Consider the following 24,824-nt stretch of genomic DNA (forward strand, 5'->3'; position numbering starts at 1 on the left):
GGGAGTTCAGCGTTGCGCGGCGGGTTCCGGCAGCGTGAACAAGCCGAGAAAGCGGGCGATGCTCGCGCGCGGGCCGCTGTAGCGTAGTTGCTCGGCCGCAACGGCGGCATCGAGGTCGCCATCGTCATAGACCAGCGCCGCCAGCGCGTTGGGGGAGGCTTCGATGGTCGCATCGGGCCGCGCCGGCGGCCGGCCGCGCAGCAGGGCGATCCGGCCGTTCTCGACCCGGGCCCAGAAATGCTGGCCGTCCAGCACCAATTCGTAGGTGGCGGCCAGGCGGGCGGCCGCGCGCGGGTCGAACATGGCGCGAAACGACAGCACCAGCGAGTCCGCGCTCAGCCCGGCCTCGCGCGGCAAGGCCGGCGAGCGCGCGCCCCATTTGCCCAGCTGGAGAATGACCGGTTCCAGTTCGCGGCCCCAGTCCGTCAGCTCGTAGACCCAGGCGCCTGCCGGCGGATCCAGCTTGCGGCGGCGCAGCACCGCGGCAGCCTCCAGTTCGGTCAGGCGCTGCGTGAGTACATTGGGGCTGATGCCCGGCAAGCCCTTGCGCAGGTCGGTAAAGCGCTTGGGGCCGAGCAACAGCTCGCGCACGACCAGCAGCGCCCAGCGCTCGCCGACCAGATCCAGCGCATGGGCGCCCGCGCACCCATCTTCATAGCTTCGTTTGCCTGCCATGCCTGTGCCGCCGGGCTTGCCTGCCCGCCAGTATGCGGTTCCAAAATAGGACCATTGACTCCGCTATCAGGAGTATTGCGCCGATATTACCAGTCCCGCGCCGGGGCGGCGCCACACCTAGGCAGGCCTGGGCGCCGTGTGTTAGTAATAGGGTCGGTACGGGGCTGTCGGCGCCATGCCCGGGCCAACCCAAGACAATCGACCGGAGGCGAGCGCATGCAAACCGAATTCAAGCCGACCATCAACAAGCCGGTGTTCCTGACCTCGGCGCTGTTCATCCTGCTGCTGGTCGCCTTCACGATCGCCGCTCCGGCCACGGCCCAGGATTTCTTCAACCTGATCCAGGCCTGGATACTGGGCAACGCCAGCTGGTTCTACATCCTGACCGTGGCCATCATCCTGCTGGCGGTCATCTTCGTGGCGGTCAGCCGGTACGGCAATATCAAGCTGGGGCCGGACCATAGCGAGCCCGACTACCGCGATATCACCTGGTTCGCCATGCTGTTCTCGACCGGCATGGGGATCGGCCTGATGTTCTTCGGCGTGGCCGAGCCGGTCATGCACTTCATCGATCCGCCGGTGGGAGAGGGCGGCACCGCGCTGGCGGCGCGCGAGGCCATGAAGATCACCTTCTTCCACTGGGGCCTGCATGCCTGGGCCATCTACGCCAGCGTGGCGCTGGTCCTGGCATTTTTCTGTTTTCGCCATGGCCTGCCGCTGACCCTGCGCTCGGCCCTCTACCCCCTGATCGGCGAGCGCATCTACGGTCCGATCGGCCATGCCGTCGACATCTTCGCCATCATCGGCACGGTGTTCGGCGTGGCGACGTCGCTGGGCCTGGGAGTGGCGCAGATCAACAGCGGCCTGAACCACCTGTTCGGCCTGCCGGTCGGCATACCGACGCAGATCATACTCATCGTCATCAGCTGCGGGCTGGCCACGATCTCGGTGGCCAGCGGGCTGGACCGGGGCATCCGCATCCTGTCCGAGACCAATCTGCTGCTGGCGGTGGTGCTGCTGCTGTTCGTGCTGGTGCTGGGCCCCACGGTGTTCCTGCTGCAGACCTTCGTGCAGAACACCGGCGCCTACCTCTCGGACATCGTCAACAAGACCTTCAACCTCTATGCCTATGAGCCGACCGACTGGATCGGCGGCTGGACCTTGTTCTACTGGGGCTGGTGGATCGCATGGTCGCCCTTCGTGGGCCTGTTCATCGCGCGGATCTCGCGCGGGCGCACCATTCGCCAGTTCGTGGGCGGGGTATTGCTGGTTCCCGCCGGTTTCACCCTGTTCTGGATGACGGTGTTCGGCGATGCCGCCATCTACGCCGTGCTGGTCGAAGGCGTGGGCAGCCTGGCCGAGACCGTCAAGGCCGACAGTTCGCTGGCTTTGTTCGCCTTCCTGGAGCACCTGCCCTGGGGGAGCGTGACGTCCGTCGTGGCGATCGTGATGGTGGTCGTGTTCTTCGTGACCTCGGCCGATTCGGGCGCGCTGGTGGTGGACCAGCTGGCCTCGGGCGGCGCCGAGAGCACGCCGGTCTGGCAGCGCATCTTCTGGTCCTCGCTGATGGGCGTGGTCGCCATCGCGCTGCTGCTGGCCGACGGCCTGCAGGCGCTGCAGACGGCCACCATCGCCAGCGCGCTGCCGTTTTCCATCATCCTGCTGCTGGCCTTGTGGGGGCTGTTCAAGGCGCTCAGGCTGGACGCCACCAAGCGCAGCCTGCTCCATCGCACCATCACGCGCACCCAGCCGGTGCGCGGCCAGAACTGGGAGCACCGCCTGCGCAACATCGTGATGATGCCGCGCCGCGCCCATGTGCTGCGCTTCATTTCGGACGTGGTGCGTCCCGCCATGGACGACGTGGCCGAAGCCTTGCGCAAGGAGGGCTACGAGGCCCAGGTGGTCGACGGCGAGGAGGGTGAGGTCAGGCTGGAGGTGTCGCACGGCGTCTACCTGGACTTCTCCTATGCCGTCTATCCGCGCTCCGAGGTGCGCCCCAGCCTCACGCCCCAGGAGGCCAACGACGAGGAGGAGCGCCGCTACTTCCGCGCCGAAGTGCACTTGCGCGAGGGCGGCCAGGACTACGACATCATGGGTTGGACCCGCGACGAGGTGATCGGCGACATCCTCGACCAGTACGAGCGCCACCGCCACTATCTGCACGTGGTGCATTGACGCCCGCGCGGCCCCTACAATCGCCGCATGACGCTCAAGCAACTCGAAGCCTTCTACTGGGCCGCCACCTGCGCCAGTTTCGCGGTGGCGGCCGATCGCCTGCACCTGTCGCTGTCGTCGCTGTCCAAGCGGATCGCCGAGCTCGAGTCGGCGCTGGGCCTGGAACTGTTCGACCGCAGCGGCCATCGCGCGGTCCTGACGGCGGCTGGCGAACGGCTGCTGCCGCAGGCGCGCGACCTGCTGGCCAGCGCCGATCGCATCCGCGCCAGCCTGCGCGCCGAGCCCGAACTGGGCGTGCGCTGCCGCTTCGGCGTGGGCGAACTCAGCGCGCTGACCTGGCTGCCCAGGCTGATCGGACGCGTGCGTGGCCGCTATCCAGGGCTGGCGCTCGAGCCTTATGTGGATGTCGGTCAGGTGCTCAAGCGCAAGGTCGCCGAAGGCGAGCTCGATTTCGCGGTCGTGGCCGGCGCCTCGGCGCACAGCGCCATCGCCTCCGCGCCGGTGGGGCAGGCGCATTTCGCATGGGTGGCCGCGCCATCGGTGGCCGGGGCGGCGCAAAGCCTGACGCCGCAACTGCTGGCCGGCGCCGCGCTGGTTTCGCTGCCCGACGGGGCGGGCACCACGCGCCTGCTCGATCCCTGGCTGGCCAGCGGCGCGCCGGCCGGCCCGCGGCTGGCCTGCAACAACTGGGGGGCGATCGCGGGCATGCTGCTCGAAGGCATGGGCATCGGCCTGCTGCCCCGCCACTGGGCGCAGGCGCTGGCGCGCGACGGCGCGCTGCGCATCCTCTCCAGCGATCCCGAGCCGGTGCCGTTGCCCTATGCTTTTCATTGGCGACGCGACGATACGCGGCCGCTGGTGGCCGCCATGCGCGACCAGGTCCTGCTGTCGGTCGATTTCGCCGCGCCCTGCCGGCTGCCCTGATGCGCCTTGCGGGGCACGCCGCGCCTGCGCTATCTTTGACCGCATGACGCAACCCCTACGCGGCGGCCTGAGCGGGCGCGAGCCCCTTTTCATTGTCTTGAACACCGGCTCCGGACGCGATGACGCGTCCGCCGCGCAGGCCGCCATCGTGCAGGTGCTGCAAGCCGCCTCGCGCGCGCACACGCTGATGCCGGTCAGCGACGCCACGGCCCTGCCGGGGGTGGCCCGCCAGGCTGTCGAACGCGCGCGTGCCGAAGGGGGCGTCGTCGTGGCCGCCGGCGGCGACGGCACGCTCAATGCCGTGGCGCGCGCCGTGCTGGGTTCGGGCGTGCCGTTCGGCATCCTGCCGCAAGGCACCTTCAATTTCTTCGGACGCGCGCACGGCATCCCGCAGGATGCGCAAGCCGCGACCCGCTGCCTGCTCGACGCCCGCGTCGAGCCCGTGCAGGTCGGCCTGCTCAACGACAGGCTGTTCCTGGTGAACGCCAGCCTTGGCCTGTACCCGCAATTGCTGGAAGACCGCGAAGCGTACAAGCAGCGCTACGGGCGCAGCCGCATGGTGGCGCTATGGTCGGGCCTGGCGACCCTGCTGCGGGCGCCGCCGCAATTGACCCTGCAGCTGGAGCATGGCGGCCAGGCGCGCACGCTGCGCACGCCCACGCTGGTGGTGGGCAACAACGCGTTGCAGCTCGAGCGCCTGGGCATTGCCGAGGCGCAGGCGCTGCGGCACGGGCAACTGGTGGCGATGTCGGTGCGTCCGGTGGGCACCCTGGCGCTCTACGGCCTGCTGCTCAGCGGCCTGTTCAGCCGCCTGGGCGAGGCCGACCAGGTCATCAGCTTCGGCTTTGAGCGCCTGACCGTGCGCGTGCGCGGGCGGCGGCGCGTCAAGGTGGCCATGGACGGCGAAATCTCCTGGCTGCCGACGCCGCTGCAATTCCAGGTCTCGCCCGAGCCGCTGCACCTGCTGGTGCCGGCGCCCGGGCAGCGGCTGGAGGCGGCATGATGCGCTTGCTGCATATTTCGGATACCCACTTCGGCACCGAGCGCGAGCCGGTGGTGCGCGCCTTGCACGCGCTGGCTGATACGCTGCGCCCCGACCTGGTGGTATTGGGCGGCGACATCACGCAGCGGGCGCGGCGCGGCCAGTTCGCCGCGGCGCGGCGCTTCGTCGAGGCCCTGCAGCGGCCGGTGCTGGCCGTGCCGGGCAACCACGATATCCCGCTGTTCAACCTGGCCGCGCGCCTGTTCGATCCCTATGGCAATTACCGGCGCGCCCTGGGCGCGGTGCTCGAGCCCGTCTACGAGGACGACCGTCTGCTGGCCATTGGCGTCAACAGCACGCGCGCGGCGCGCCGCAAGAACGGCGAGGTGTCGCGTGCGCAGGTGCAGCGGGTGGCGCAGCGCCTGCGCGACGCGCGTCCGGGCCAGCTGCGGGTGGTGGCCCTGCATCACCCGGTGCGCGCCATGGTCGAGAGCGACCAGCGCAATCTGCTCATCGGGCGCGAGTTTGCGGTGCCCGCCTGGGTCGACGCAGGGGTCGACCTGATACTGGGCGGGCATATACATTTGCCATACGTGGCGCCGCTGCACGGCCAGGCCGGCGAAACCGGCCGGCGTGCCTGGACGGTGCAGGCCGGGACGGCGGTTTCGCGGCGCGTGCGGGGCAGGGTGCCCAATTCGGTCAACCTGATCGATTACGCGGCGCCAGCCGACTGTCCGGTTTGCACGGTGCAGCGCTGGGATTTCCAGGCGGACAGCGGCGCGTTCGCCCTTTTCGGGCAGCAGGTGCTGGCCCTGCACCGCGGGCGAGCATGAGGCCCGTCGCGGCGCGATGCCGCCCGTGAACCTTTTGGCCGTCGTTTCGTCTATTGAGCCCATGGAATCCTACGCAGCCTGGATTGCTGCCCACCCCATCATCATCTTCGTCGCCGCCCCGGCACTGGCCGCGGCCGGCGCGTTGCTGCTGTGGCAACTGGTGGCCGGCCTGCCCGCCGGCCGCCGCCGCACCATGGTCTTCGCGGTGCTGGCGCTGGTGGCGGTGGGGGTGTTCGGCGTGCTGGCCGCCTCGGTCGAGCACCAGGGAGGCATGGTTGCATTCGATCAGGCGCTGGCGCGCGCGCTGGGGCTGTCCATGCCGGCCGCGTTGCTGTGGGTGTTGTCCTGGTTCACGCACCTGGGCGATCGAACCTTGCTCACCGCGGTCGCGGTGGGCATGACGCTGGCGCTGCTGTGGCGGCGCCGATGGGTGCTGGCCGGCGCCTGCGTGGCCGCGACGGGAGGCGCGGGCGCGCTGAACTGGGTGCTCAAGCATGCCTTCCAGCGAGTGCGCCCGGACCATCTCCACGGCTACACGCTGGCCGACGGCTGGAGCTTTCCGAGCGGGCATGCCTCCGCCTCCATGGCCGTCTACGGCATTGCCTGCTATCTGATGCTGCGCGCCTTGCCGGCGCGCTGGCGCTCGTCCGCGCTGGCCGGCGTGGCGGCCCTGATCGTGGCCATCGGCGTCAGCCGCGTGCTGCTGCAGGTGCATTTCCTGAGCGACGTGGTGGCGGGGTTCGCCATTACCGCGGCCTGGCTGGCCCTGTGCGTGGCCGTCACCGAATGGGCGCTGCGCGTCAACGCGCGAGCATGAGCCGCAGCAGCGCATGCGGCCCGGCGCGCTCGCCGGCCACCTCGCGCGGGTCGGCGTGGCGGTAGTCCGCGCCCGCCGCCGAGACCGCGGCGCCCAGCGCCCGCACCCAGTCCGGCGGGCTCGGGCACAGGTCCAGCACCCGCTTGCCCTGCAGGTCCACGCCCACCTTGCCGTCGCTGAACCGCTCCAGGGTGCGGTCGATTTCCCGTTCATCGGTCAGCGCCAGCACGATCACGCCCGACTCGCGCAATGCCTCGGCGGCGCTGGCGGCCAGCGTGGCCTGGCCGCGAAACGGTTCGCAGCGCAGCGGCTGGCGGTCATATAGCGTCAACGAGACATCCGGGGCGGCGTGCAGCAGCGCATGGGCAGCCTGGCTGCCGGTGGCTCCCAGCCCGATGATGGTGATCTCGCGCGTCATGGCGCCGGCACGGCCCAGGCGCTGACGACATGCGCGACCGGCTCGTCCGCGCCGTCGCAGCGCAGGATGGCCTCGGCCATGGCCAGCCGGCCCGTCTTCAGGACCCGCGCATCGGCGATCACCGCGGCGCCGGACGTCTTGCGCAGGAAATGGATCGTCAGGTTGGCGGTCACGGCGCCGGCCTGTCCGGTGGCGCCGACCACGGCCGCGTACATCGTCAGGTCGGCCAGGCCCATGAGCATGGGGCCGGCCACGATGCCGCCCAGGCGCTGATGCGAATCGCGCGCCGGCAGCACGGCCCGCGCCGTGCCATGGCCGATATCGACCACGTCGATGCCCAGTACCTGGGCGAAGGGATGCTGGTCGGCCAGCAGCCGATGGAACTCGGCCAGCGTGATGCGCGCGCGGGGCTCGGCGGCGGGGAGATTCATGTCAGCGCTGCTCCAGGGCGGTGATGAAACTGTCCAGCAGCGCGTCGGCCTGCTGGTCCAGCGACTTGAGCCGGCGCGTGTGAAACAGCAGCAGCAGGCCCATCAGATAGGTGAAGGTGTTCATTTCTTCCAGGGCGATGCGGTCGGCCGGCCAGCGGCGCGTGCGCGCCAGGCCCGTGCCCAGCAGTTCCACGCAGGTGCGCAGGCGCGCGTTCAGCCTGTCGTCCATTTCGCGCCCCAGGCCGCGCGGCCCCAGGCCACGGAACAGGTACAGGCCCAGCGAGAACTCGGTTTCGCGCGTCGTGTAGTAATTGAAGAAGGCGGCGATCACGCTGCGCGCCGCCTGGGCGTCGACCGTGTCCCGCAACGCATCGGCCAGGCTTTGCCGCAGGCGCTGCAGCGACGCCTCCAGCACGGCGCCGTAGATGGCCTCCTTGCCGTCGAACCACGGGTAGATCGCGCCGGTCGTGCAGTCGGCTTCCTTGGCGATGGCGCGGATCGTGGTGTTTTCCAGGCCGTCGCGGGCGAACACGCGCTCGGCGGCTTCCAGGATCAATTGCCGCCGCAGCGAGGCAAGCTGGTCGGCGCGGCCGGGCGGGCGGGGCAGGGTCATGGGTTTCCTTGTCTGCGCGACGGTGTGGCGGCGGCGCTACAGGCCGCCCAGGCAAGTTATAGCAACGTTCTTTGAAAATAACAACGTTATATCCATGTGCGCCAGCGGCAGGCGCGGCAGGGCCGCGGACGGGCGTGGGCATACTTGGTAAGGTCGGACGAATCGGCCACCAGGGGTGGTAGAAGATCCGCGCAAAGCGGGCGGGCTGGGGCTTGTTGCATTGCGATGCGCCGGCCTAGGGTTAGCCCGCGCGCCATTCCAGATTAAGGGGACAGGATGTTGCAACTTACCAACAATGGGGCGGGAAACCGGCGTTTTTCTGAGCCTGACCATAGCCAGTCCTGCCGATTTTTGATGCAATAGCGTCAACTTCCCTTCGCGGAGTTAGGGGGGCGGCAGGCCGGTATGTGCTGCATTGCTGCTCTTGTCACTCAAATCAACGGAGATTTCTTAAATGAAAAAGACTCTGCTCGCTGCCGCCCTGCTCGCCGGTTTCGCCGGTGCCGCTCAGGCAGAAACGTCGGTCACCCTGTACGGTATCATCGACACGGGTATCGGCTACAACGATGTCGATTTCAAGGTGAAAGGCGCTAACGCCGACGGCAGCGACTTCAAGTACAACCACAGCCGCTTCGGCATGATCAACGGCGTGCAGAACGGTTCGCGCTGGGGTCTGCGTGGTACGGAAGATCTGGGTGACGGCCTGCAAGCTGTGTTCCAACTGGAATCGGGCTTCAACTCGGGCAACGGTAACTCGGCCCAGGACGGTCGCCTGTTCGGTCGCCAAGCCACCATCGGTCTGCAAAGCGAAAGCTGGGGCCGTCTGGACTTCGGTCGCCAAACCAACATCGCCTCGAAGTACTTCGGCTCGATCGATCCGTTCGGCGCTGGCTTCGGTCAAGCCAACATCGGCATGGGCATGAGCGCGATGAACACCGTTCGCTACGACAACATGGTCATGTACCAGACCCCGTCGTACAGCGGCTTCCAGTTCGGTATCGGCTACTCGTTCAGCGCGAACGACAAGGACGCTGACGCCGTCAACCGCGTTGGCTTCGCCACCGCCGACAACGTTCGTGCCATCACGACCGGTCTGCGCTACGTGAACGGCCCGCTGAACGTCGCTCTGTCGTACGACCAGCTGAACGCTTCGAACAACCAGGCCCAAGACGAAGTCGACGCCACCCCGCGCAGCTACGGCATCGGCGGTTCGTATGACTTCGAAGTCGTGAAGCTGGCTCTGGCCTACGCTCGCACGACCGACGGCTGGTTCGGTGGCCAAGGCTACCCGGTCGCTGTCACGCTGCCCTCGGGCGACAAGTTCGGCGGCTTCGGCGTGAACACCTTCGCTGACGGCTTCAAGGCCAACTCGTACATGGTCGGCCTGTCGGCCCCCATCGGCGGCGCCAGCAACGTGTTCGGTTCGTGGCAGATGGTTGACCCCAGCAACGACAAGCTGACCGGCGGCGACGAGAAGATGAACGTCTTCTCGCTGGGCTACACCTACGACCTGTCCAAGCGCACCAACCTGTACGCCTACGGTTCGTACGCCAAGAACTTCGCGTTCCTGGAAGATGCCAAGTCGACCGCTGTCGGCGTCGGTATCCGTCACCGCTTCTAATCGGCTGCGGAACGCAAGTTCCGCTTCGATTCCAAGCTGACGCGCGGGCCTCGTGCCCGCGCGTGAAAAGCCGCCCTTCGGGGCGGCTTTTTTCGCTTTTGAATCATGTTTCCGAGCGCTTGGGTTCAGCCGGAAGTAATTCCGTAAATGCTACAATCCAAAGGTTTGCGCATTTGACGGACGCCTGAATGAACCTGCACCCGTATTTCCCCGTCCTGCTGTTTATCCTGGTGGCAACCCTGATCGGGTTTGCCCTGCTTACAGCGGGCTCGTTGCTTGGGCCGCGGCGTCCTTACGCCGAAAAACTGTCGCCCTATGAATGCGGCTTCGAAGCCTTCGAAGACGCGCGGATGAAGTTCGATGTGCGCTACTACCTGGTAGCCATTCTCTTCATCCTGTTCGACCTGGAAATCGCGTTCCTGTTCCCGTGGGCTATTGCCCAGGGTACGGTGGGCCTCGTCGGTTTCTGGGCAGTCATGGTCTTTCTGGCCGTGCTGACCGTCGGGTTTATCTACGAATGGAAAAAGGGCGCGCTGGACTGGGAATAAATCCCGGCCTCGATCAGCACGCTATCAGAGACGAATATGGCTATAGACGGCATTCTCAAGCAAGGCTTCATCACCACCAGCGCCGACAAGTTCCTCAACTGGGCCAAGACCGGTTCGATGTGGCCCATGACCTTCGGCCTGGCCTGTTGCGCGGTCGAAATGATGCACGCGGGCGCCGCCCGCTACGACCTGGACCAGTTCGGCATCATTTTCCGTCCCAGCCCGCGCCAGTCCGATCTGATGATCGTGGCCGGCACGCTGTGCAACAAGATGGGGCCGGCGCTGCGCAAGGTCTATGACCAGATGCCCGAGCCGCGCTGGGTGGTGTCCATGGGTTCCTGTGCCAACGGTGGCGGCTACTACCACTACTCGTACTCGGTGGTGCGTGGTTGCGATCGCATCGTGCCCGTCGACGTTTATGTGCCGGGGTGTCCGCCCACGGCCGAGGCGCTGGTCTATGGCCTGCTGCAGATGCAGAACAAGATCCGCCTGACCAATACGATTGCGCGCTGAACCACCGGCGCGGGCGGCGCGGTTCGATCGCGCCGCCGCCCAGTGAAGCAGTGTCCCGGTTTACCTATGCGTACATGATGATGACCAGGCTCGAAACCCTGAAAAACAACTTGCAGGCCGCTTTTGGCCAGGACCTCGCGCTCACCGAGTCGCTTGGCGAATTGACGCTGGAAGTCGCCGCCGAGCAGTGGTTTTCGGCGTGCACCAAGCTGCGCACCGACCCCGCGCTGCGCTTCGAGTCCTGTATCGACCTTTGCGGCGTGGACTACCTGACCTGGGGCAATGGCACGCAGCCCGAGGAAAAGACCGGCGCGGTCGCGCGCGGCCGCTATGCCGTCGTGGTGCACCTGCTGTCGATCGAGCACAATTGGCGCCTGCGCGTGCGCACCTGGGCCCCGGACGACGAGTTCCCGATGGTGTCGTCGCTGCTGGAATGCTGGCCCGGCGTGAACTGGTTCGAGCGCGAAGCCTTCGACCTGTTCGGCATCGTCTTCGAAGGCCACCCGGACCTGCGCCGCATCCTTACCGACTACGGCTTCATCGGCCACCCGTTCCGCAAGGATTTCCCGCTTTCCGGCACGGTCGAAATGCGTTACGACCCCGAACAGAAGCGGGTCATTTACCAGCCGGTCACGATCGACCCGCGCGAGATCACGCCGCGCGTCGTTCGTGAAGATTCCTACGGCATGGGGCGTTAATCATGGCAGAAATCAAGAACTACACGCTCAACTTCGGCCCGCAGCACCCGGCCGCGCACGGCGTGCTGCGCCTGGTCCTCGAGCTCGACGGCGAAGTCATCCAGCGCGCCGACCCGCATATCGGCCTGCTGCATCGCGCCACCGAGAAGCTGGCCGAGCACAAGACCTTCATCCAGGCGCTGCCCTACATGGACCGCCTGGACTACGTGTCCATGATGTGCAACGAGCACGCCTACGTCATGGCCATCGAGAAGCTGCTGGGCATCGAGGCGCCGCTGCGCGCGCAGTACATCCGCGTGATGTTCGACGAGATCACCCGCATCCTGAACCACCTGATGTCGCTGGGCTCGCACGCCCTGGACGTGGGCGCGATGGCGGTGTTCCTGTACGCCTTCCGCGAGCGCGAGGACCTGATGGACTGCTATGAAGCGGTCTCGGGGGCCCGCATGCACGCGGCGTACTACCGCCCCGGCGGCGTCTACCGCGACCTGCCGGACGCCATGCCGCAGTATGGCGATTCGAGCAAATACCGCGGCGAGAAGGAAGTGCGCGCGATGAACGACGCGCGCTCGGGCTCGCTGCTGGATTTCATCGAGGACTTCACCAACCGCTTCCCCGGCTGCGTCGACGAGTACGAAACGCTGCTCACCGACAACCGCATCTGGAAGCAGCGCCTGGTGGGTATCGGCGTGGTAGACCCGGATCGCGCCAAGGCGCTGGGCTTTACCGGCCCGATGCTGCGGGGCTCGGGCGTGGCCTGGGACCTGCGCAAGACGCAACCCTACGAAGTCTACGACCTGATGGACTTCGACGTGCCGGTCGGCGTCAATGGCGATTGCTACGACCGCTATCTGGTGCGCGTGGCCGAGATGCGCGAAAGCAACCGCATCATCCGCCAGTGCGTCGAATGGCTGCGCAACAACCCGGGCCCGGTCATGATCGAGAACCACAAGATCGCGCCGCCCAGCCGCACCGCCATGAAGTCGAACATGGAAGAGCTGATCCACCACTTCAAGTTGTTCTCCGAAGGCTTCCACGTGCCTCCCGGCGAAGCCTATGCCGCGGTCGAGCACCCGAAGGGCGAGTTCGGGATCTACCTGGTGGCCGATGGCGCCAACAAACCCTACCGCCTGAAGATCCGGGCGCCCGGTTTTGCCCACTTGCAGTCGCTGGACGAAATGGCGCGCGGCCACATGATTGCCGACGCCGTCACCATCATCGGCACGCAGGACATCGTTTTTGGCGAGATCGACCGCTGATCCTTCATATCAGTCCAGAGCGCCCGCATAACCCGGATTCAAACTATGCTGCTTTCCGAACAGGCCTACAAAAAAATCGACCGTGAGCTGGCCAAGTTCCCGGCCGACCAAAGGCAGTCGGCCATCATGGCCTCGCTTGCCATTGCGCAAGAAGAGAAGGGCTGGTTGCCGGCCGAAATTCTCGAAGACGTGGCCAACTACATCGGCGTGCCGCCCATCGCGGTGCAGGAAGTCGCCACGTTCTACAACATGTTCGACGTCAAGCCGGTTGGCACGCACAAGATTGCCGTGTGCACCAACCTGCCCTGTGCCTTGCGCGATGGCGAAAAGGCCGCCGACTATCTCAAGCGCAAGCTGGGCGTCGATTTCCGTGAAACCACGGCCGACGGCCGGTTCACGCTTATCGAAGGCGAATGCATGGGCGCCTGCGGCGATTCCCCCGTGCTCATCGTCAACAACAAGCATATGTGCGTGCGCATGACGGAAGAGAAACTGGACGCGCTGGTCGATGGCCTGAAGTCGCAAGGAGAGTCGGCATGAACGCGCCCGACCTGTACAAGCGCCTGGCGCAGGGGCTGGACCCCAACCCGCTGAACGATCTGTCGAACTCGATGTGCCTGCATGGCCGGCACATCGCGCCGCAGATCATGGCCGACGTCGATGGCGAGAACTGGCGCCTGCAGGAATACGTCAAGCGCGGCGGCTACGAGGCGCTGCGCAAGATCCTCACCACCGGCATGACGCCGGAAGACGTGATCGCGGAAGTCAAGGCCTCGGGCCTGCGCGGCCGCGGCGGAGCGGGCTTTCCGACCGGCCTGAAGTGGAGCTTCATGCCGCGCGCGTTTCCGGGCCAGAAGTACCTGGTGTGCAACTCGGACGAGGGCGAGCCCGGCACGTTCAAGGATCGCGACATCCTGCGCTTCAATCCCCATATCGTGATCGAAGGCATGGCGATCGCCGCCTACGCGATGGGCATCAGCGTGGGCTACAACTATATCCACGGCGAGATCTTCGAGGTGTATGAACGCTTCGAGGAGGCGCTCGAAGAGGCGCGCGCGGCGGGCTTTTTGGGCGACAAGCTGCTGGGTTCGGATTTCAGCTTCCAGCTGCACGCGTTCCACGGCTACGGTGCGTACATCTGCGGCGAGGAAACCGCGCTGCTCGAATCGCTGGAAGGCAAGAAAGGCCAGCCGCGTTTCAAGCCGCCGTTTCCGGCCAGCTTCGGCCTGTACGGCAAGCCGACCACGATCAACAACACCGAAACCTTCGCGGCGGTCCCCTGGATCATCCGCAACGGCGGGCAGGCCTACCTCGAGGTGGGCAAGCCCAACAACGGCGGCACCAAGCTGTTCTCGATTTCCGGCGACGTCGAGCGTCCCGGCAACTACGAGATCCCGATGGGCACGCCGTTCTCGAAGTTGCTGGAACTGGCCGGCGGCATGCGCGGCGGCCGCAAGCTGAAGGCGGTGATCCCCGGCGGCTCGAGCGCGCCGGTGCTGCCCGCCGACATCATGATGGACTGCACGATGGACTATGACGCCATCGCCAAGGCCGGCTCGATGCTGGGTTCGGGCGCGGTGATCGTCATGGACGAGACGCGCTGCATGGTCAAGTCGCTGCTGCGGCTGTCGTATTTCTATTTCGAGGAAAGCTGCGGCCAGTGCACGCCGTGCCGCGAAGGCACCGGCTGGCTCTACCGCATGGTGCACCGCATCGAGAACGGCCAGGGCCGCCCCGAGGACCTGGACATGCTCGACAGCGTGGCCGGCAACATCATGGGCCGCACCATCTGCGCCCTGGGTGATGCCGCCGCCATGCCCGTGCGCAGCTTCATCAAGCATTTTCGCGACGAATTCGCGCACCACATCGAGCACAAGTCTTGTGTGGTCCCGCAATATCTGTAGGTCTCAGGAACAGCAATGGTTGAACTAACCGTCGACGGCAATCAAGTCGAAGTGCCCGAAGGCAGCATGGTGATGCATGCGGCCCAGAAGCTCGGGCTGTACGTGCCGCATTTCTGCTACCACAAGAAGCTGTCCATCGCGGCGAACTGCCGCATGTGCCTGGTGGAAGTGGAGAAGGCGCCCAAGGCGCTGCCCGCCTGCGCAACGCCCGTGACCAACGGCATGGTGGTGCACACCTGCTCCGAGAAGGCCAAGGCCGCGCAGAAATCGGTGATGGAGTTTCTGCTCATCAATCACCCGCTCGACTGCCCCATCTGTGACCAGGGCGGCGAGTGCCAGCTGCAGGACCTCGCGGTCGGCTATGGCGGCTCGTCGTCGCGCTACAAGGAAGAAAAGCGCGTCGTCTTCCACAAGGATCTCGGCCCGCTGGTGTCGGCCGAGGAAATGACGCGCTGCATCCACTGCACCCGCTGCGTGCGTTTCGGCCAGGAAATCGCCGGCGTGATGGAGCTGGGCATGCTCAACCGCGGCGAACATGCCGAGATCACGTCGTTCGTCGGCCGCTCGATCGAGTCCGAGCTGTCGGGCAACATGATCGACCTGTGTCCGGTGGGCGCGCTGACGTCCAAGCCGTTCCGCTACTCGGCCCGCACCTGGGAACTGGCCCGCCGTCGCAGCGTCAGCCCGCATGACAGCATGGGCGCCAACCTGGTCGTCCAGGTCAAGGGCGACCGCGCGCTGCGCGTGGTGCCGTTCGAGAACGAAGCGCTCAACGAGTGCTGGATCAGCGACCGCGACCGCTTCTCCTACGAAGGCCTCAATAGCGACGACCGCCTGGCTGCGCCCATGATCAAGGGCGCCGACGGCAAGTGGCAGGAAGCCTCTTGGGCCGACGCCCTGCAGGCGGTGGCCCAGGGCCTGTCGCGCGTGCGCGAAAGTTTCGGCGCTGGCCAGATCGGCGCGCTGGCTTCCGAGTACGCCACCACCGAAGAGTTCTCCCTGCTGGGCCGCCTGGTGCGCGCCCTGGGTTCCGAGAATATCGACTTCCGCCTGCGCCAGACCGACGCCGGCTTCGACGCGGCTCTCGACGGCGCGCCGTGGCTGGGCATGCCGGTGGCCGAACTGGACAATCTCGACCGCGTCCTGGTGGTCGGCTCGTTCCTGCGCAAGGACCATCCCCTGATGGCGCAACGCCTGCGCCAGGCCGCCAAGCGCGGCACGCAGGTACTGCTGCTCGACGCCGCGGCCGACGATCCCCTGATGCCGGTCGCCGGCCGCCTGACGGTTGCGCCGTCCGCGCTGGCGCGCGCCCTGGCCGAAGTGGCCGTGGCGCTGGCGCATGCCAAGGGCCAGGCCGTGCCGGCCGAGTTCGCCGCCGTGACCCCGGCGGAGGGCGCCAAGCAGATCGCCGCCAGCCTGGCCTCGGGCAGCAATGCCGCGGTGCTGCTGGGCAACATGGCCGTCAACGCGCCGCAGGCCGCCACGCTGGCGGCCAATGCGCAGGCCGTGGCGCAACTGGCTGGCGCGAAACTGGGCTTTCTGACCGCCGGCGGCAATACCGTGGGCGGCTACCTGGCTGGCGCCGTGCCGGGCAAGGGCGGCAAGAACGCCGCCGCCATGCTGGCCGACCCGCTCAAGGCCTACATCGTGCTGCACGCCGAGCCCTCGCTGGACGCCGACAACGCGCCGCAGGCGCTGGCCGCGCTGCGTGGCGCGCAGTTCGCCGTCGCGCTGACCCCGTACCGTTCGGCGGCCGAGGACTGGGCCGACGTCATGCTGCCGGTCGCGCCGTTCACCGAGACCTCGGGCACCTTCATCAACGCGCAAGGCCAGCCGCAGAGCTTCAAGGGCACGGTCGCGCCGTTCGGTCAGACGCGTCCGGCCTGGAAAGTGTTGCGCGTGTTGGGCAACGTGCTGCACCTGGCGGGCTTTGACGAGGAAACCTCCGAAACCGTGCGCGACGCGGTGCTGGCGGGCGGCGTGGAAGCGCGCCTGTCCAACGCCATCGGCGCGCCGCTGGGCCTGGGCCAGCCGCTCGAAGCGCTGGAGCGCGTGGCCGATGTGCCGATCTACCGCACCGACGCCATCGTGCGCCGCTCCGAACCGCTGCAGGCCGCCCCGGCCTCGCGCGCGCCCCAGGCGCGCATGAATGGCCGCACCCTGGCCAGCCTGGGCGTGAATGCGGGCGACAAGGTGCGCGTAATCGGTGCGGCGGGAGCGATCGAGCTCGAAGCCGCCCTGGACGAGGCCGTGGCCGACCGCGCCGTGCGCGTGGCCGCCGCCTTTGAGCAAACCGCCGCCCTCGGCGGTGCCTTCGGTCAAATCAGCGTGGAGCGTGTCTGATGGAATGGCTTAATGTTCTCGAAAGCCACGGTCAGGCACTGCTGGGCCCCGCGGCGTGGATGGTGGTCTGGACGCTCGTCAAGATCGTCGTGATTGCCGTGCCGATCATTCTTTGCGTGGCGTACCTGACATATTGGGAGCGCAAGATGATCGGCGCGATGCACGTGCGCCTGGGGCCGACGCGGGTCGGCTTCAAGGGCCTGCTGCAGCCGTTCGCCGACGTGTTCAAGCTGCTGACCAAGGAAGTGGTGGTGCCCAGCGCCGCCAACAAGGTGCTGTTCGTGGTGGCGCCCGTGGTGACGCTGATGCCGGCGCTGGCCGCCTGGGCGGTCGTGCCGTTCGGTCCCGAGGTGGTGCTGGCCAACGTCAACGCCGGGCTGCTGTACATCATGGCCATCACCTCGATCGGCGTATATGGCGTGATCGTGGCCGGCTGGGCCTCGAACTCCAAGTACGCCTTCCTGGGCGCGCTGCGCGCCTCGGCGCAGATGGTGTCGTACGAGCTGGCCATCGGCTTCGTGCTGGTGAGCGTGCTGCTGGTGTCGGGCAGCCTGAACATGAGCGAAATCGTGCTGGGGCAGGGCCGCGGCTGGTTCGCCGAGCGCGGCCTGACGTTCCTGTCGTGGAACTGGCTGCCGCTGTTGCCGCTGTTCATCATCTACGTGATTTCGGCCGTGGCCGAAACCAACCGCCACCCGTTCGACGTGGTCGAGGGCGAGTCCGAAATCGTGGCCGGCCACATGGTCGAGTACTCGGGCATGGCCTTCGCGCTGTTCTTCCTGGGTGAATACGCCAACATGATCCTGCTGTCGTGCATGGCCGCGATCATGTTCCTGGGCGGCTGGATGTCGCCGATCGACATCGCGCCGCTGAACTGGATTCCGGGCTGGATCTGGCTGGGCATCAAGACCTTCTGCGTGGTGTCGATGTTCGTGTGGTTCCGCGCGTCGTTCCCGCGCTACCGCTACGACCAGATCATGCGCTTGGGTTGGAAGATCTTCATCCCGCTGACCGGCGTGTGGCTGGTCGTCTTGGCGATCTGGATGCAGACGCCCTGGAACATTTGGCGCTGATGCGTCAGGCTGAGGCTGGAAATGGAAGCGATCAAGGATTTTTTCGGTAGCCTGCTGCTCACCGAGTTGTTCAAGGGCTTGCGCCTGACGGGCAAGTATTTTTTCAAGCGCAAGGTCACCCTGCGCTACCCGATGGAAAAGACGCCGACCTCGGCGCGCTTTCGCGGGTTGCATGCGCTGCGCCGCTACCCCAACGGGGAAGAGCGCTGCATCGCGTGCAAACTGTGCGAAGCCGTCTGCCCGGCGCTGGCCATCACCATCGAATCGGAGCAGCGCGACGACGGCACCCGCCGCACCACGCGCTACGACATCGATCTCACCAAGTGCATTTTCTGCGGTTTCTGTGAAGAGAGCTGCCCGGTGGACTCGATCGTGGAAACCCACATCCACGAGTACCACGGCGAGAAGCGCGGCGACCTTTACTTCACCAAGGACATGTTGCTCGCCGTCGGCGACCGCTATGAAGCCGAAATCGCCCGCCGCCGGGCCGAAGACGCGCCTTACCGTTGATCGCCAGGGTCTGATCCATGACATTCACTACCGTCCTGTTCTACATACTGGCTTTCGTCCTGGTGGTCGCCGCTTTCCGCGTGATCACGGCGCGCAGCCCCGTCACCGCCGTCCTGCACCTGATCCTGGCCTTCGCCAACGCCGCCATGATCTGGATGCTGCTGGGCGCGGAGTTCCTGGCCCTGTTGCTGGTGCTGGTCTACGTCGGCGCCGTGATGGTGCTGTTCCTGTTCGTCGTGATGATGCTTGATATCCGCATCGACAGCCTGCGCGACGGGCTCAAGACCTACCTGCCGCTGGGCCTGGTCATCGGCGTGGTGCTGGTGCTGGAAATGGCCTTCGTGCTGGGCACCACCTGGTATGGCGCCGGCCCGCAGGCCCCCGTCGCCGGCGACTACAACAACGCTCGCGCGCTGGGCGAAGTCATGTACACCCAGTACGTCTACGCCATCGAAGTGGGCGCTGCGCTGCTGCTGGTGGGCATGGTCGCCGCCATCGCGCTGACCCTGCGCCGCCGCCGCGACGTCAAGTACAACGACCCGGTCGCCGCCGTGCGTGTGCGCGCCAAAGACCGCTTCCGCATGGTGAAGATGACCGCGCAGAGCGACCGTGCCCAGGCTCGCGTGGCCTCGCCGTCCGCGGACGCCCAAGGAGAACAACAATGACGCTGACGCTGGCCCACTACCTGATCCTGGGGGCGATTCTCTTCGCCATCGGCATCTTCGGCATCTTCCTCAACCGCCGCAACCTGATCATTCTGCTGATGTCCATCGAGCTGGTGCTCCTGGCCGTCAACATGAACTTCGTGGCGTTCTCGAGCTGGTTCGGCGACACCGCCGGCCAGGTGTTCGTGTTCTTCATCCTGACCGTCGCGGCCGCCGAGGCCGCCATCGGCCTGGCGATCCTGGTACTGCTGTTCCGCAACCTGAACACGATCAATGTTGACGAACTCGATCGCCTCAAGGGCTGACGGGGTATTGGAAGAAAATGTCTAGCTCACCCAATCTCTACTTGCTCATCGCGCTGGCTCCGCTGGCCGGCGCGATTCTCGCCGGCCTGTTCGGCACCGGGTTCCTGGGCCGCCCCATCGGCCGCCGCGGCTCGCACGTCATCACCATCCTGGGCGTGCTCATCTCCACCATCGGCTCGTTCGTGGTGCTGGGCGACGTACTCAACGGCCATACCTACGACGGCACGGTCTACACCTGGAGCCTGATCGGCCAGACCAAGCTGGAAATCGGTTTCCTGATCGACCCGCTGTCGGCCATGATGATGGTCGTGGTGACCTCGGTCTCGCTGATGGTGCACATCTACACCATCGGCTACATGGCCGACGATCCGGGCTACCAGCGCTTCTTCGCCTACATCTCGCTGTTCACGTTCTCCATGCTGATGCTGGTGATGTCGAACAACATGGTGCAGCTGTTCTTCGGCTGGGAAGCCGTGGGCCTGGTGTCCTATCTGCTGATCGGCTTCTGGTACACCCGCCCGACCGCGATCTTCGCCAACATGAAGGCGTTCCTGATCAACCGGGTCGGCGACTTCGGCTTCGTGCTGGGCATCGGCCTGCTGTTCGCCTACGCCGGCACCATGCATTACGCCGACGTGTTCGCCCAGGCCGACAAGCTGGCCGGCGAAACCCTGCCGGGCACCGACTGGATGCTGCTGACGGTCGCCTGCATCTGCCTGTTCATCGGCGCGATGGGCAAGTCGGCCCAGGTGCCGCTGCATGCCTGGCTGCCGGACTCGATGGAAGGCCCGACGCCGATTTCCGCCCTGATCCACGCCGCCACCATGGTGACGGCGGGCATCTTCATGGTGGCGCGCTTTTCGCCGCTGTTCGAGCTGTCGGACACGGCGCTGTCGTTCGTCATCGTGATCGGCGCCATCGGCGCGCTGTTCCTGGGCATCCTGGGCATCATCCAGAACGACATCAAGCGCGTCGTGGCGTATTCGACGCTGTCGCAGCTGGGCTACATGACCGTCGCGCTGGGCGCCTCGGCCTACTCGGTGGCGATCTTCCACCTGATGACCCACGCCTTCTTCAAGGCCCTGCTGTTCCTGGGCGCGGGCTCGGTCATCATCGGCATGCACCATGACCAGGACATCCGCAACATGGGCGGCCTGCGCAAGTACATGCCCATCACCTGGATCACGTTCCTGCTGGGCACGCTGGCGCTGGTCGGCACGCCGTTCTTCTCCGGCTTCTACTCGAAGGAACACATCATCGAGGCCGCCGGCGCGGCCAACGTGTGGGGCGCCAACTTCGCCTACTACTCGACGCTGATCGGCGTGTTCGTGACCTCGCTGTACTCGTTCCGCGTGTATTTCCTGGTGTTCCACGGCAAGGAGCGTTTCGACGCCCATGGCCACGGCCATCACGGCGACGCGCACCATGACGACCATGGCCATCACGGCGGCACGCCGCACGAGTCGCCGTGGGTGGTGACCCTGCCGCTGGTGCTGCTGGCCATCCCGTCGGTGCTGGTCGGTGCCTGGGTGGTCGAGCCCATGCTGTTCGGCAAGTTCTTCGATGGCGTGATCAAGGTGCTGCCGCAGCACCCGGCCATGGCCGAGCTGGGCCACGAGTGGCACGGCTGGGTGGCCTTCGGCCTGCATTCCGTGCAGACCGTGCCGTTCTGGCTGGTGGTTGCCGGCGCCGTCATCGCCTGGTACTGCTATCTGGTCAACCCGAGGGTGCCGGCCGCGATCCAGTCCACCTTCTCGGGCGTGTACAAACTGCTCGAGAACAAGTACTACGTCGACTGGGTCAACGAGCAGATCATCGCCCGCGGCGCGCGGTGCCTGGGCTACGGCCTGTGGCAGACCGGCGACCGCGGCATCATCGACGGCGTGCTCGTCAATGGCAGCGCCCGCGTGGTGGGCTGGGTGGCCGCGATCAGCCGCCACCTGCAGTCCGGCTTCATCTATCACTACGCGTTCGCGATGATCATCGGCATCATGGCGCTGGTAACTTTCTTTGTGCTGATTCCCCAATGATGGCAAGCGACATGGCATCCAACAACTTCCCCTGGCTTACGCTTGCGATCTTTGTTCCGATCGTATTCGGTCTGCTGGTGCTGGCGCTGGGCCGCGACGACCGTCCCGGCCTGACGCGGGGCTTGTCGCTGATCGGCGCGCTGGCGGGCTTCCTGGTCACGATTCCCCTCTATACGGGCTTTGACGCCGGTACGGCGCAGATGCAGTTCGTCGAGAAGGCGTCCTGGATCGAGGCCTTCAACGTCAACTACCATCTCGGCATCGACGGCATCTCGCTGTGGTTCGTGCTGCTGACGGCTTTCATCACCATCATCGTGGTGGGGGCCGGCTGGCAGGTGATCACCAGCCGAGTGGCGCAGTACATGGCCGCCTTCCTGATCCTGTCGGGCCTGATGGTGGGCGTGTTCGCCGCGCTCGACGGCATGCTGTTCTACGTGTTCTTCGAAGCCACCCTGATCCCGATGTACATCATCATCGGCGTGTGGGGCGGACCCAACCGCGTGTACGCGGCGTTCAAGTTCTTCCTGTACACGCTGCTGGGCTCGCTGCTGACGCTGGTGGCCTTCGTCTACCTGTGGAACGTGTCGGGCGGTTCGTTCGACATCCAGACCTGGCACCAGACCAAGCTGGGCTATACGCCGCAGGTGCTGATCTTCGTCGCGCTGCTGGCCGCCTTCGCGGTCAAGGTGCCGATGTGGCCGGTGCACACCTGGCTGCCGGACGCGCACGTCGAGGCGCCGACGGGCGGCTCGGTCGTGCTGGCCGCCATCATGCTCAAGCTGGGCGCCTATGGTTTCCTGCGCTTTTCGCTGCCGATCGCGCCCGACGCCTCGCACGGCCTGGCCGGCCTGATGATCGCGCTGTCGCTGATCGCGGTCATCTACATCGGCCTGGTCGCCATCGTCCAGGACGACATGAAGAAGCTGGTGGCCTATTCGTCCGTGGCCCACATGGGTTTCGTGACGCTGGGCTTTTTCATCTTCAACACGGCCGGCCTCGAAGGGGCCATCGTGCAGATGATCTCGCACGGCTTCGTGTCGGGCGCCATGTTCCTGTGCATCGGCGTGCTGTACGACCGCATGCACTCGCGCCGCATCGCCGACTACGGCGGCGTGGTCAACGTCATGCCGCGCTTCGTTACGTTCTTCGTGCTGTTTTCGATGGCCAACAGCGGCCTGCCGGCCACCAGCGGCTTCGTGGGCGAGTTCCTGGTCATCATGGGCGCGGTCGAATACAACTTCTGGATCGGCCTGCTGACCGCTACCGCGCTGATCCTGGGCGCGTCGTATTCGCTGTGGATGCTCAAGCGCGTTGCCTTCGGCGACATCGGCAACGACCGCGTGCGCGAAATGACCGACCTCAGCGGCCGCGAATTCCTGATTCTCGGCGTCATGGCGATCGCCGTGTTGTTCATGGGGATCTACCCCAAGCCCTTTACCGACGTGATGCACGTTTCGGTCGAGGCCCTGCTGCAACACGTGGCTGTCTCGAAACTGTAAGACCTGGACAATGATGCAATCCCATCTCGATTTTGCCCTGGCGACCCCGGAGATCCTGCTGCTGGTTCTCGGGCTGGCCATCCTGCTCATCGACGCGGTCAGCTCCCATCCTGAACGCAAGACCACGTTCGTCCTGACGCTGGCCACGCTGGCGGCGCTGACCGTGGTGTCCCTGCTGCAATGGCGCGACGGCGTCCAGGGCCAGACCTTCAACGGCCTGTACGTGACCGACAGCCTGGCGCACCTGCTCAAGGTCGCCTCGTACATCGCGGTCGCCGCGACCCTGGTATACGGCCGCATCTATGCGCAGCAGCGCGACATGATGCAGCGCGGCGGCGAGCTCTACGTGCTGACGCTGTTCGCCTTGCTTGGCCAGATGGTCATGATCTCGGCCGGCAACCTGATCAGCATCTACCTCGGCCTGGAACTGATGTCGCTGGCGCTGTACGCGCTGATCGCGCTGCGCCGCGAGGACAAGGTCGCCACCGAAGCCGCCATGAAGTACTTCGTGCTGGGCGCGCTGGCGTCGGGCTTCCTGCTGTACGGCATGTCGATGGTGTATGGCGCCACCGGCCATCTCGACCTGGCGAAGATCGCCGAGGTCATCGCCTCCGGCCAGGCCAAGCAGCTGCCGCTGGTGTTCGGCGTGGTGTTCCTGGTTTCCGGGCTGGCCTTCAAGCTGGGCGCCGTGCCGTTCCATATGTGGCTGCCCGACGTCTACCAGGGCTCGCCCACGGCGGTGACGCTGATCCTGGGCGCCGCGCCCAAGCTGGCGGCCTTCGCCATCACGCTGCGCCTGCTGGTCGACGGCCTGCACGGGCTGGCGGCCGACTGGCAGCCGATGCTGATGATCCTGGCCGTGCTGTCGCTGGCGATCGGCAACCTGACCGCCATCGTCCAGACCAACTTCAAGCGCATGCTGGCCTATTCGACCATCTCGCACACCGGCTTCGTGCTGCTGGGCCTGATGGCCGGGGTGGTCGACGGCAAGCCCGACGCGGCCGCTTCCGCCTATGGCGCGGCCCTGTTCTACATGCTTACCTACGTGCTGACCACGCTGGGCACTTTCGGCATCATCCTGCTGCTGGCGCGCCAGGGTTTCGAGTGCGAGCAGATCGACGACCTCAAGGGCCTGAACCGGCGCAATCCGTGGCACGCCGCCATCGTCTTGCTGCTGATGTTCTCGCTGGCCGGCATCCCGCCGCTGGTGGGCTTCTACGCCAAGCTGGCGGTGCTGCAGGCGCTGGTCGAGGCCGGCCACGTGGCGCTGGCGGTGATCGCGGTGATGTTCTCGCTGATCGGGGCGTTCTACTACCTGCGCGTGGTCAAGGTCGTGTACTTCGACGATCCGGCCGACCAGCCCGCCGCCTTGGCGGTCACGACCGGCCAGCGCAGCCTCCTGTCGCTCAACGGCGCGCTGATCCTGGTGCTGGGCATCCTGCCGGGCGGCCTGATGGCGCTGTGCGTGCAGGTGATCCAGGCGTCGCTGGGTTGATGGCCGGGGCAGGGGCGTGAACCAGACCGCCGCCGTATGGTTGCTGATTGCGCTGGCCCTGGTCAGCGCCAATCTGCCGTTTCTCAGCGAGCGCGTGTTCGCGCTGCTGCCGTACAAGCGGGGCGGCGTCCATGCGCCCAAGCCTTTCTGGCTCAGGCTGTGCGAGGTCCTGGTCTGGTACGCGGTGGTGGGCCTGCTCGGCTTTGCGTTCGAGGCGCAACTGGGCAACCGCTTCGCGCAGGCCTGGGAGTTCTACGCCATTACGCTCAGCCTGTTCCTGGTCCTGGGCTACCCTGGCTTCGTTTACCGCTATCTCTACAAGAAGCGCCGCCCGGCACGGGTTTGAGCCCGCCGGGCCGCCGCAGCGATACCGCCTCCAGGAGGCGGTTTTTTTTTCGCCTTCGCCAGCCCGTTTTCCGAGGGACGTCTGTCTTCGTGAATTACCACAGATGGCGTGACTGGCGAGAGATTTGTTCCGCTGCCAGGGAAGGAC

At 66.2% G+C, this 24,824-nt stretch carries 25 protein-coding genes; 21 read left to right on the plus strand and 4 right to left on the minus strand.

The features are described from left to right. Nucleotides 1-6 precede the first annotated feature (6 nt). The gene (locus CAL11_RS05730; protein ID WP_033462646.1) at nt 7-675 is read right to left on the minus strand and encodes a winged helix-turn-helix transcriptional regulator; all 669 of its coding nucleotides are present in this window, start codon (nt 673-675) and stop codon (nt 7-9) included. 216 nt (nt 676-891) lie between these two features. Between CAL11_RS05730 and CAL11_RS05735 the strand changes: the two genes are divergently transcribed. From CAL11_RS05735 to CAL11_RS05755, 5 genes are read left to right on the plus strand one after another with little or no spacing between them, the layout of a single operon-like run. Next, a complete protein-coding gene (locus CAL11_RS05735; protein WP_033462645.1) occupies nt 892-2,850 on the plus strand; it encodes a BCCT family transporter in 1,959 nt (652 codons plus the stop codon). Nucleotides 2,851-2,877: 27 nt separating this feature from the next. Beyond that, nucleotides 2,878-3,774 carry a LysR family transcriptional regulator gene (locus CAL11_RS05740; protein ID WP_086092387.1) on the plus strand — a complete coding sequence of 299 codons (897 nt, stop codon included), beginning with the start codon at nt 2,878-2,880 and terminating at the stop codon, nt 3,772-3,774. A 43-nt stretch (nt 3,775-3,817) separates the two neighbouring features. Then, a complete protein-coding gene (locus tag CAL11_RS05745; protein ID WP_086092388.1) occupies nt 3,818-4,777 on the plus strand; it encodes a diacylglycerol/lipid kinase family protein in 960 nt (319 codons plus the stop codon). Beyond that, entirely contained in the window at nt 4,774-5,589 is an 816-nt protein-coding gene (locus CAL11_RS05750; protein WP_086092389.1) for a metallophosphoesterase family protein, read from the plus strand. The genes CAL11_RS05745 and CAL11_RS05750 overlap by 4 nt, the downstream gene beginning before the upstream one ends. A gap of 16 nt (nt 5,590-5,605) precedes the next feature. Beyond that, nucleotides 5,606-6,406, plus strand: coding sequence for a phosphatase PAP2 family protein (locus CAL11_RS05755; RefSeq protein WP_080699739.1), 801 nt, complete (start codon nt 5,606-5,608; stop codon nt 6,404-6,406). On the opposite strand, the gene CAL11_RS05760 is transcribed toward CAL11_RS05755, so the two are convergent. From CAL11_RS05760 to CAL11_RS05770, 3 genes are read right to left on the minus strand one after another with little or no spacing between them, the layout of a single operon-like run. Next, entirely contained in the window at nt 6,390-6,824 is a 435-nt protein-coding gene (locus CAL11_RS05760) for an NAD(P)-binding domain-containing protein (protein ID WP_086092390.1), read from the minus strand. The genes CAL11_RS05755 and CAL11_RS05760 overlap by 17 nt on opposite strands. Beyond that, nucleotides 6,821-7,255, minus strand: a complete 435-nt coding sequence (locus CAL11_RS05765; RefSeq protein ID WP_033462638.1) for a PaaI family thioesterase — start codon at nt 7,253-7,255, stop codon at nt 6,821-6,823. Before CAL11_RS05765 ends, CAL11_RS05760 begins: the two co-directional genes overlap by 4 nt. 1 nt (nt 7,256) lies before the next feature. Then, nucleotides 7,257-7,868, minus strand: coding sequence for a TetR/AcrR family transcriptional regulator (locus CAL11_RS05770; protein WP_033462637.1), 612 nt, complete (start codon nt 7,866-7,868; stop codon nt 7,257-7,259). Between the two features lie 454 nt (nt 7,869-8,322). Between CAL11_RS05770 and CAL11_RS05775 the strand changes: the two genes are divergently transcribed. From CAL11_RS05775 to CAL11_RS05850, 16 genes are all read left to right on the plus strand, one after another. Beyond that, the gene (locus CAL11_RS05775) at nt 8,323-9,489 is read left to right on the plus strand and encodes a porin (RefSeq protein ID WP_086092391.1); all 1,167 of its coding nucleotides are present in this window, start codon (nt 8,323-8,325) and stop codon (nt 9,487-9,489) included. A gap of 188 nt (nt 9,490-9,677) precedes the next feature. After that, entirely contained in the window at nt 9,678-10,037 is a 360-nt protein-coding gene (locus tag CAL11_RS05780) for an NADH-quinone oxidoreductase subunit A (protein WP_086092392.1), read from the plus strand. 36 nt (nt 10,038-10,073) lie between these two features. After that, nucleotides 10,074-10,550: a NuoB/complex I 20 kDa subunit family protein gene (locus CAL11_RS05785; protein WP_003813941.1), complete on the plus strand. Its 477-nt coding sequence runs from the start codon at nt 10,074-10,076 to the stop codon at nt 10,548-10,550. Nucleotides 10,551-10,624: 74 nt separating this feature from the next. After that, nucleotides 10,625-11,248, plus strand: a complete 624-nt coding sequence (locus CAL11_RS05790; RefSeq protein ID WP_176462782.1) for an NADH-quinone oxidoreductase subunit C — start codon at nt 10,625-10,627, stop codon at nt 11,246-11,248. Nucleotides 11,249-11,250: 2 nt separating this feature from the next. Beyond that, on the plus strand, nt 11,251-12,507 hold the full coding sequence (locus CAL11_RS05795; RefSeq protein ID WP_086092393.1) for an NADH-quinone oxidoreductase subunit D: 1,257 nt from the start codon (nt 11,251-11,253) through the stop codon (nt 12,505-12,507). A gap of 45 nt (nt 12,508-12,552) precedes the next feature. Beyond that, nucleotides 12,553-13,047 carry an NADH-quinone oxidoreductase subunit NuoE gene (gene nuoE / locus CAL11_RS05800; RefSeq protein ID WP_003813932.1) on the plus strand — a complete coding sequence of 165 codons (495 nt, stop codon included), beginning with the start codon at nt 12,553-12,555 and terminating at the stop codon, nt 13,045-13,047. Further along, nucleotides 13,044-14,411, plus strand: a complete 1,368-nt coding sequence (gene nuoF / locus CAL11_RS05805) for an NADH-quinone oxidoreductase subunit NuoF (RefSeq protein WP_086092394.1) — start codon at nt 13,044-13,046, stop codon at nt 14,409-14,411. Before nuoE ends, nuoF begins: the two co-directional genes overlap by 4 nt. A 15-nt stretch (nt 14,412-14,426) precedes the next feature. Continuing rightward, nucleotides 14,427-16,754, plus strand: a complete 2,328-nt coding sequence (nuoG, locus tag CAL11_RS05810; RefSeq protein WP_086092395.1) for an NADH-quinone oxidoreductase subunit NuoG — start codon at nt 14,427-14,429, stop codon at nt 16,752-16,754. Continuing rightward, nucleotides 16,754-17,827 (plus strand): NADH-quinone oxidoreductase subunit NuoH, encoded by a 1,074-nt coding sequence (nuoH, locus tag CAL11_RS05815; protein ID WP_033462630.1) that lies wholly within the window; start codon nt 16,754-16,756, stop codon nt 17,825-17,827. Before nuoG ends, nuoH begins: the two co-directional genes overlap by 1 nt. Nucleotides 17,828-17,848: 21 nt before the next feature. Continuing rightward, nucleotides 17,849-18,337, plus strand: a complete 489-nt coding sequence (nuoI, locus tag CAL11_RS05820; protein WP_003813924.1) for an NADH-quinone oxidoreductase subunit NuoI — start codon at nt 17,849-17,851, stop codon at nt 18,335-18,337. Between the two features lie 17 nt (nt 18,338-18,354). Further along, nucleotides 18,355-19,002 (plus strand): NADH-quinone oxidoreductase subunit J, encoded by a 648-nt coding sequence (locus CAL11_RS05825; protein ID WP_033462628.1) that lies wholly within the window; start codon nt 18,355-18,357, stop codon nt 19,000-19,002. Then, complete coding sequence (nuoK, locus tag CAL11_RS05830; protein WP_006217969.1) at nt 18,999-19,307, plus strand: NADH-quinone oxidoreductase subunit NuoK; 309 nt, start codon at nt 18,999-19,001, stop codon at nt 19,305-19,307. The genes CAL11_RS05825 and nuoK overlap by 4 nt, the downstream gene beginning before the upstream one ends. A 17-nt stretch (nt 19,308-19,324) precedes the next feature. Then, nucleotides 19,325-21,337: an NADH-quinone oxidoreductase subunit L gene (nuoL, locus tag CAL11_RS05835; RefSeq protein WP_086092396.1), complete on the plus strand. Its 2,013-nt coding sequence runs from the start codon at nt 19,325-19,327 to the stop codon at nt 21,335-21,337. Then, the gene (locus tag CAL11_RS05840) at nt 21,334-22,836 is read left to right on the plus strand and encodes an NADH-quinone oxidoreductase subunit M (RefSeq protein ID WP_003813918.1); all 1,503 of its coding nucleotides are present in this window, start codon (nt 21,334-21,336) and stop codon (nt 22,834-22,836) included. Before nuoL ends, CAL11_RS05840 begins: the two co-directional genes overlap by 4 nt. Before the next feature lie 10 nt (nt 22,837-22,846). Then, nucleotides 22,847-24,331, plus strand: coding sequence for an NADH-quinone oxidoreductase subunit NuoN (gene nuoN / locus CAL11_RS05845; protein ID WP_033462623.1), 1,485 nt, complete (start codon nt 22,847-22,849; stop codon nt 24,329-24,331). A 16-nt stretch (nt 24,332-24,347) separates the two neighbouring features. Continuing rightward, entirely contained in the window at nt 24,348-24,677 is a 330-nt protein-coding gene (locus CAL11_RS05850) for a DUF2818 family protein (RefSeq protein WP_033462622.1), read from the plus strand. The last annotated feature ends 147 nt before the right edge of the window (nt 24,678-24,824 follow it).

The sequence above is a fragment of the Bordetella genomosp. 6 genome (assembly GCF_002119705.1).
GTDB classification, from domain to species: Bacteria; Pseudomonadota; Gammaproteobacteria; order Burkholderiales; family Burkholderiaceae_B; genus Bordetella; species Bordetella bronchiseptica_F.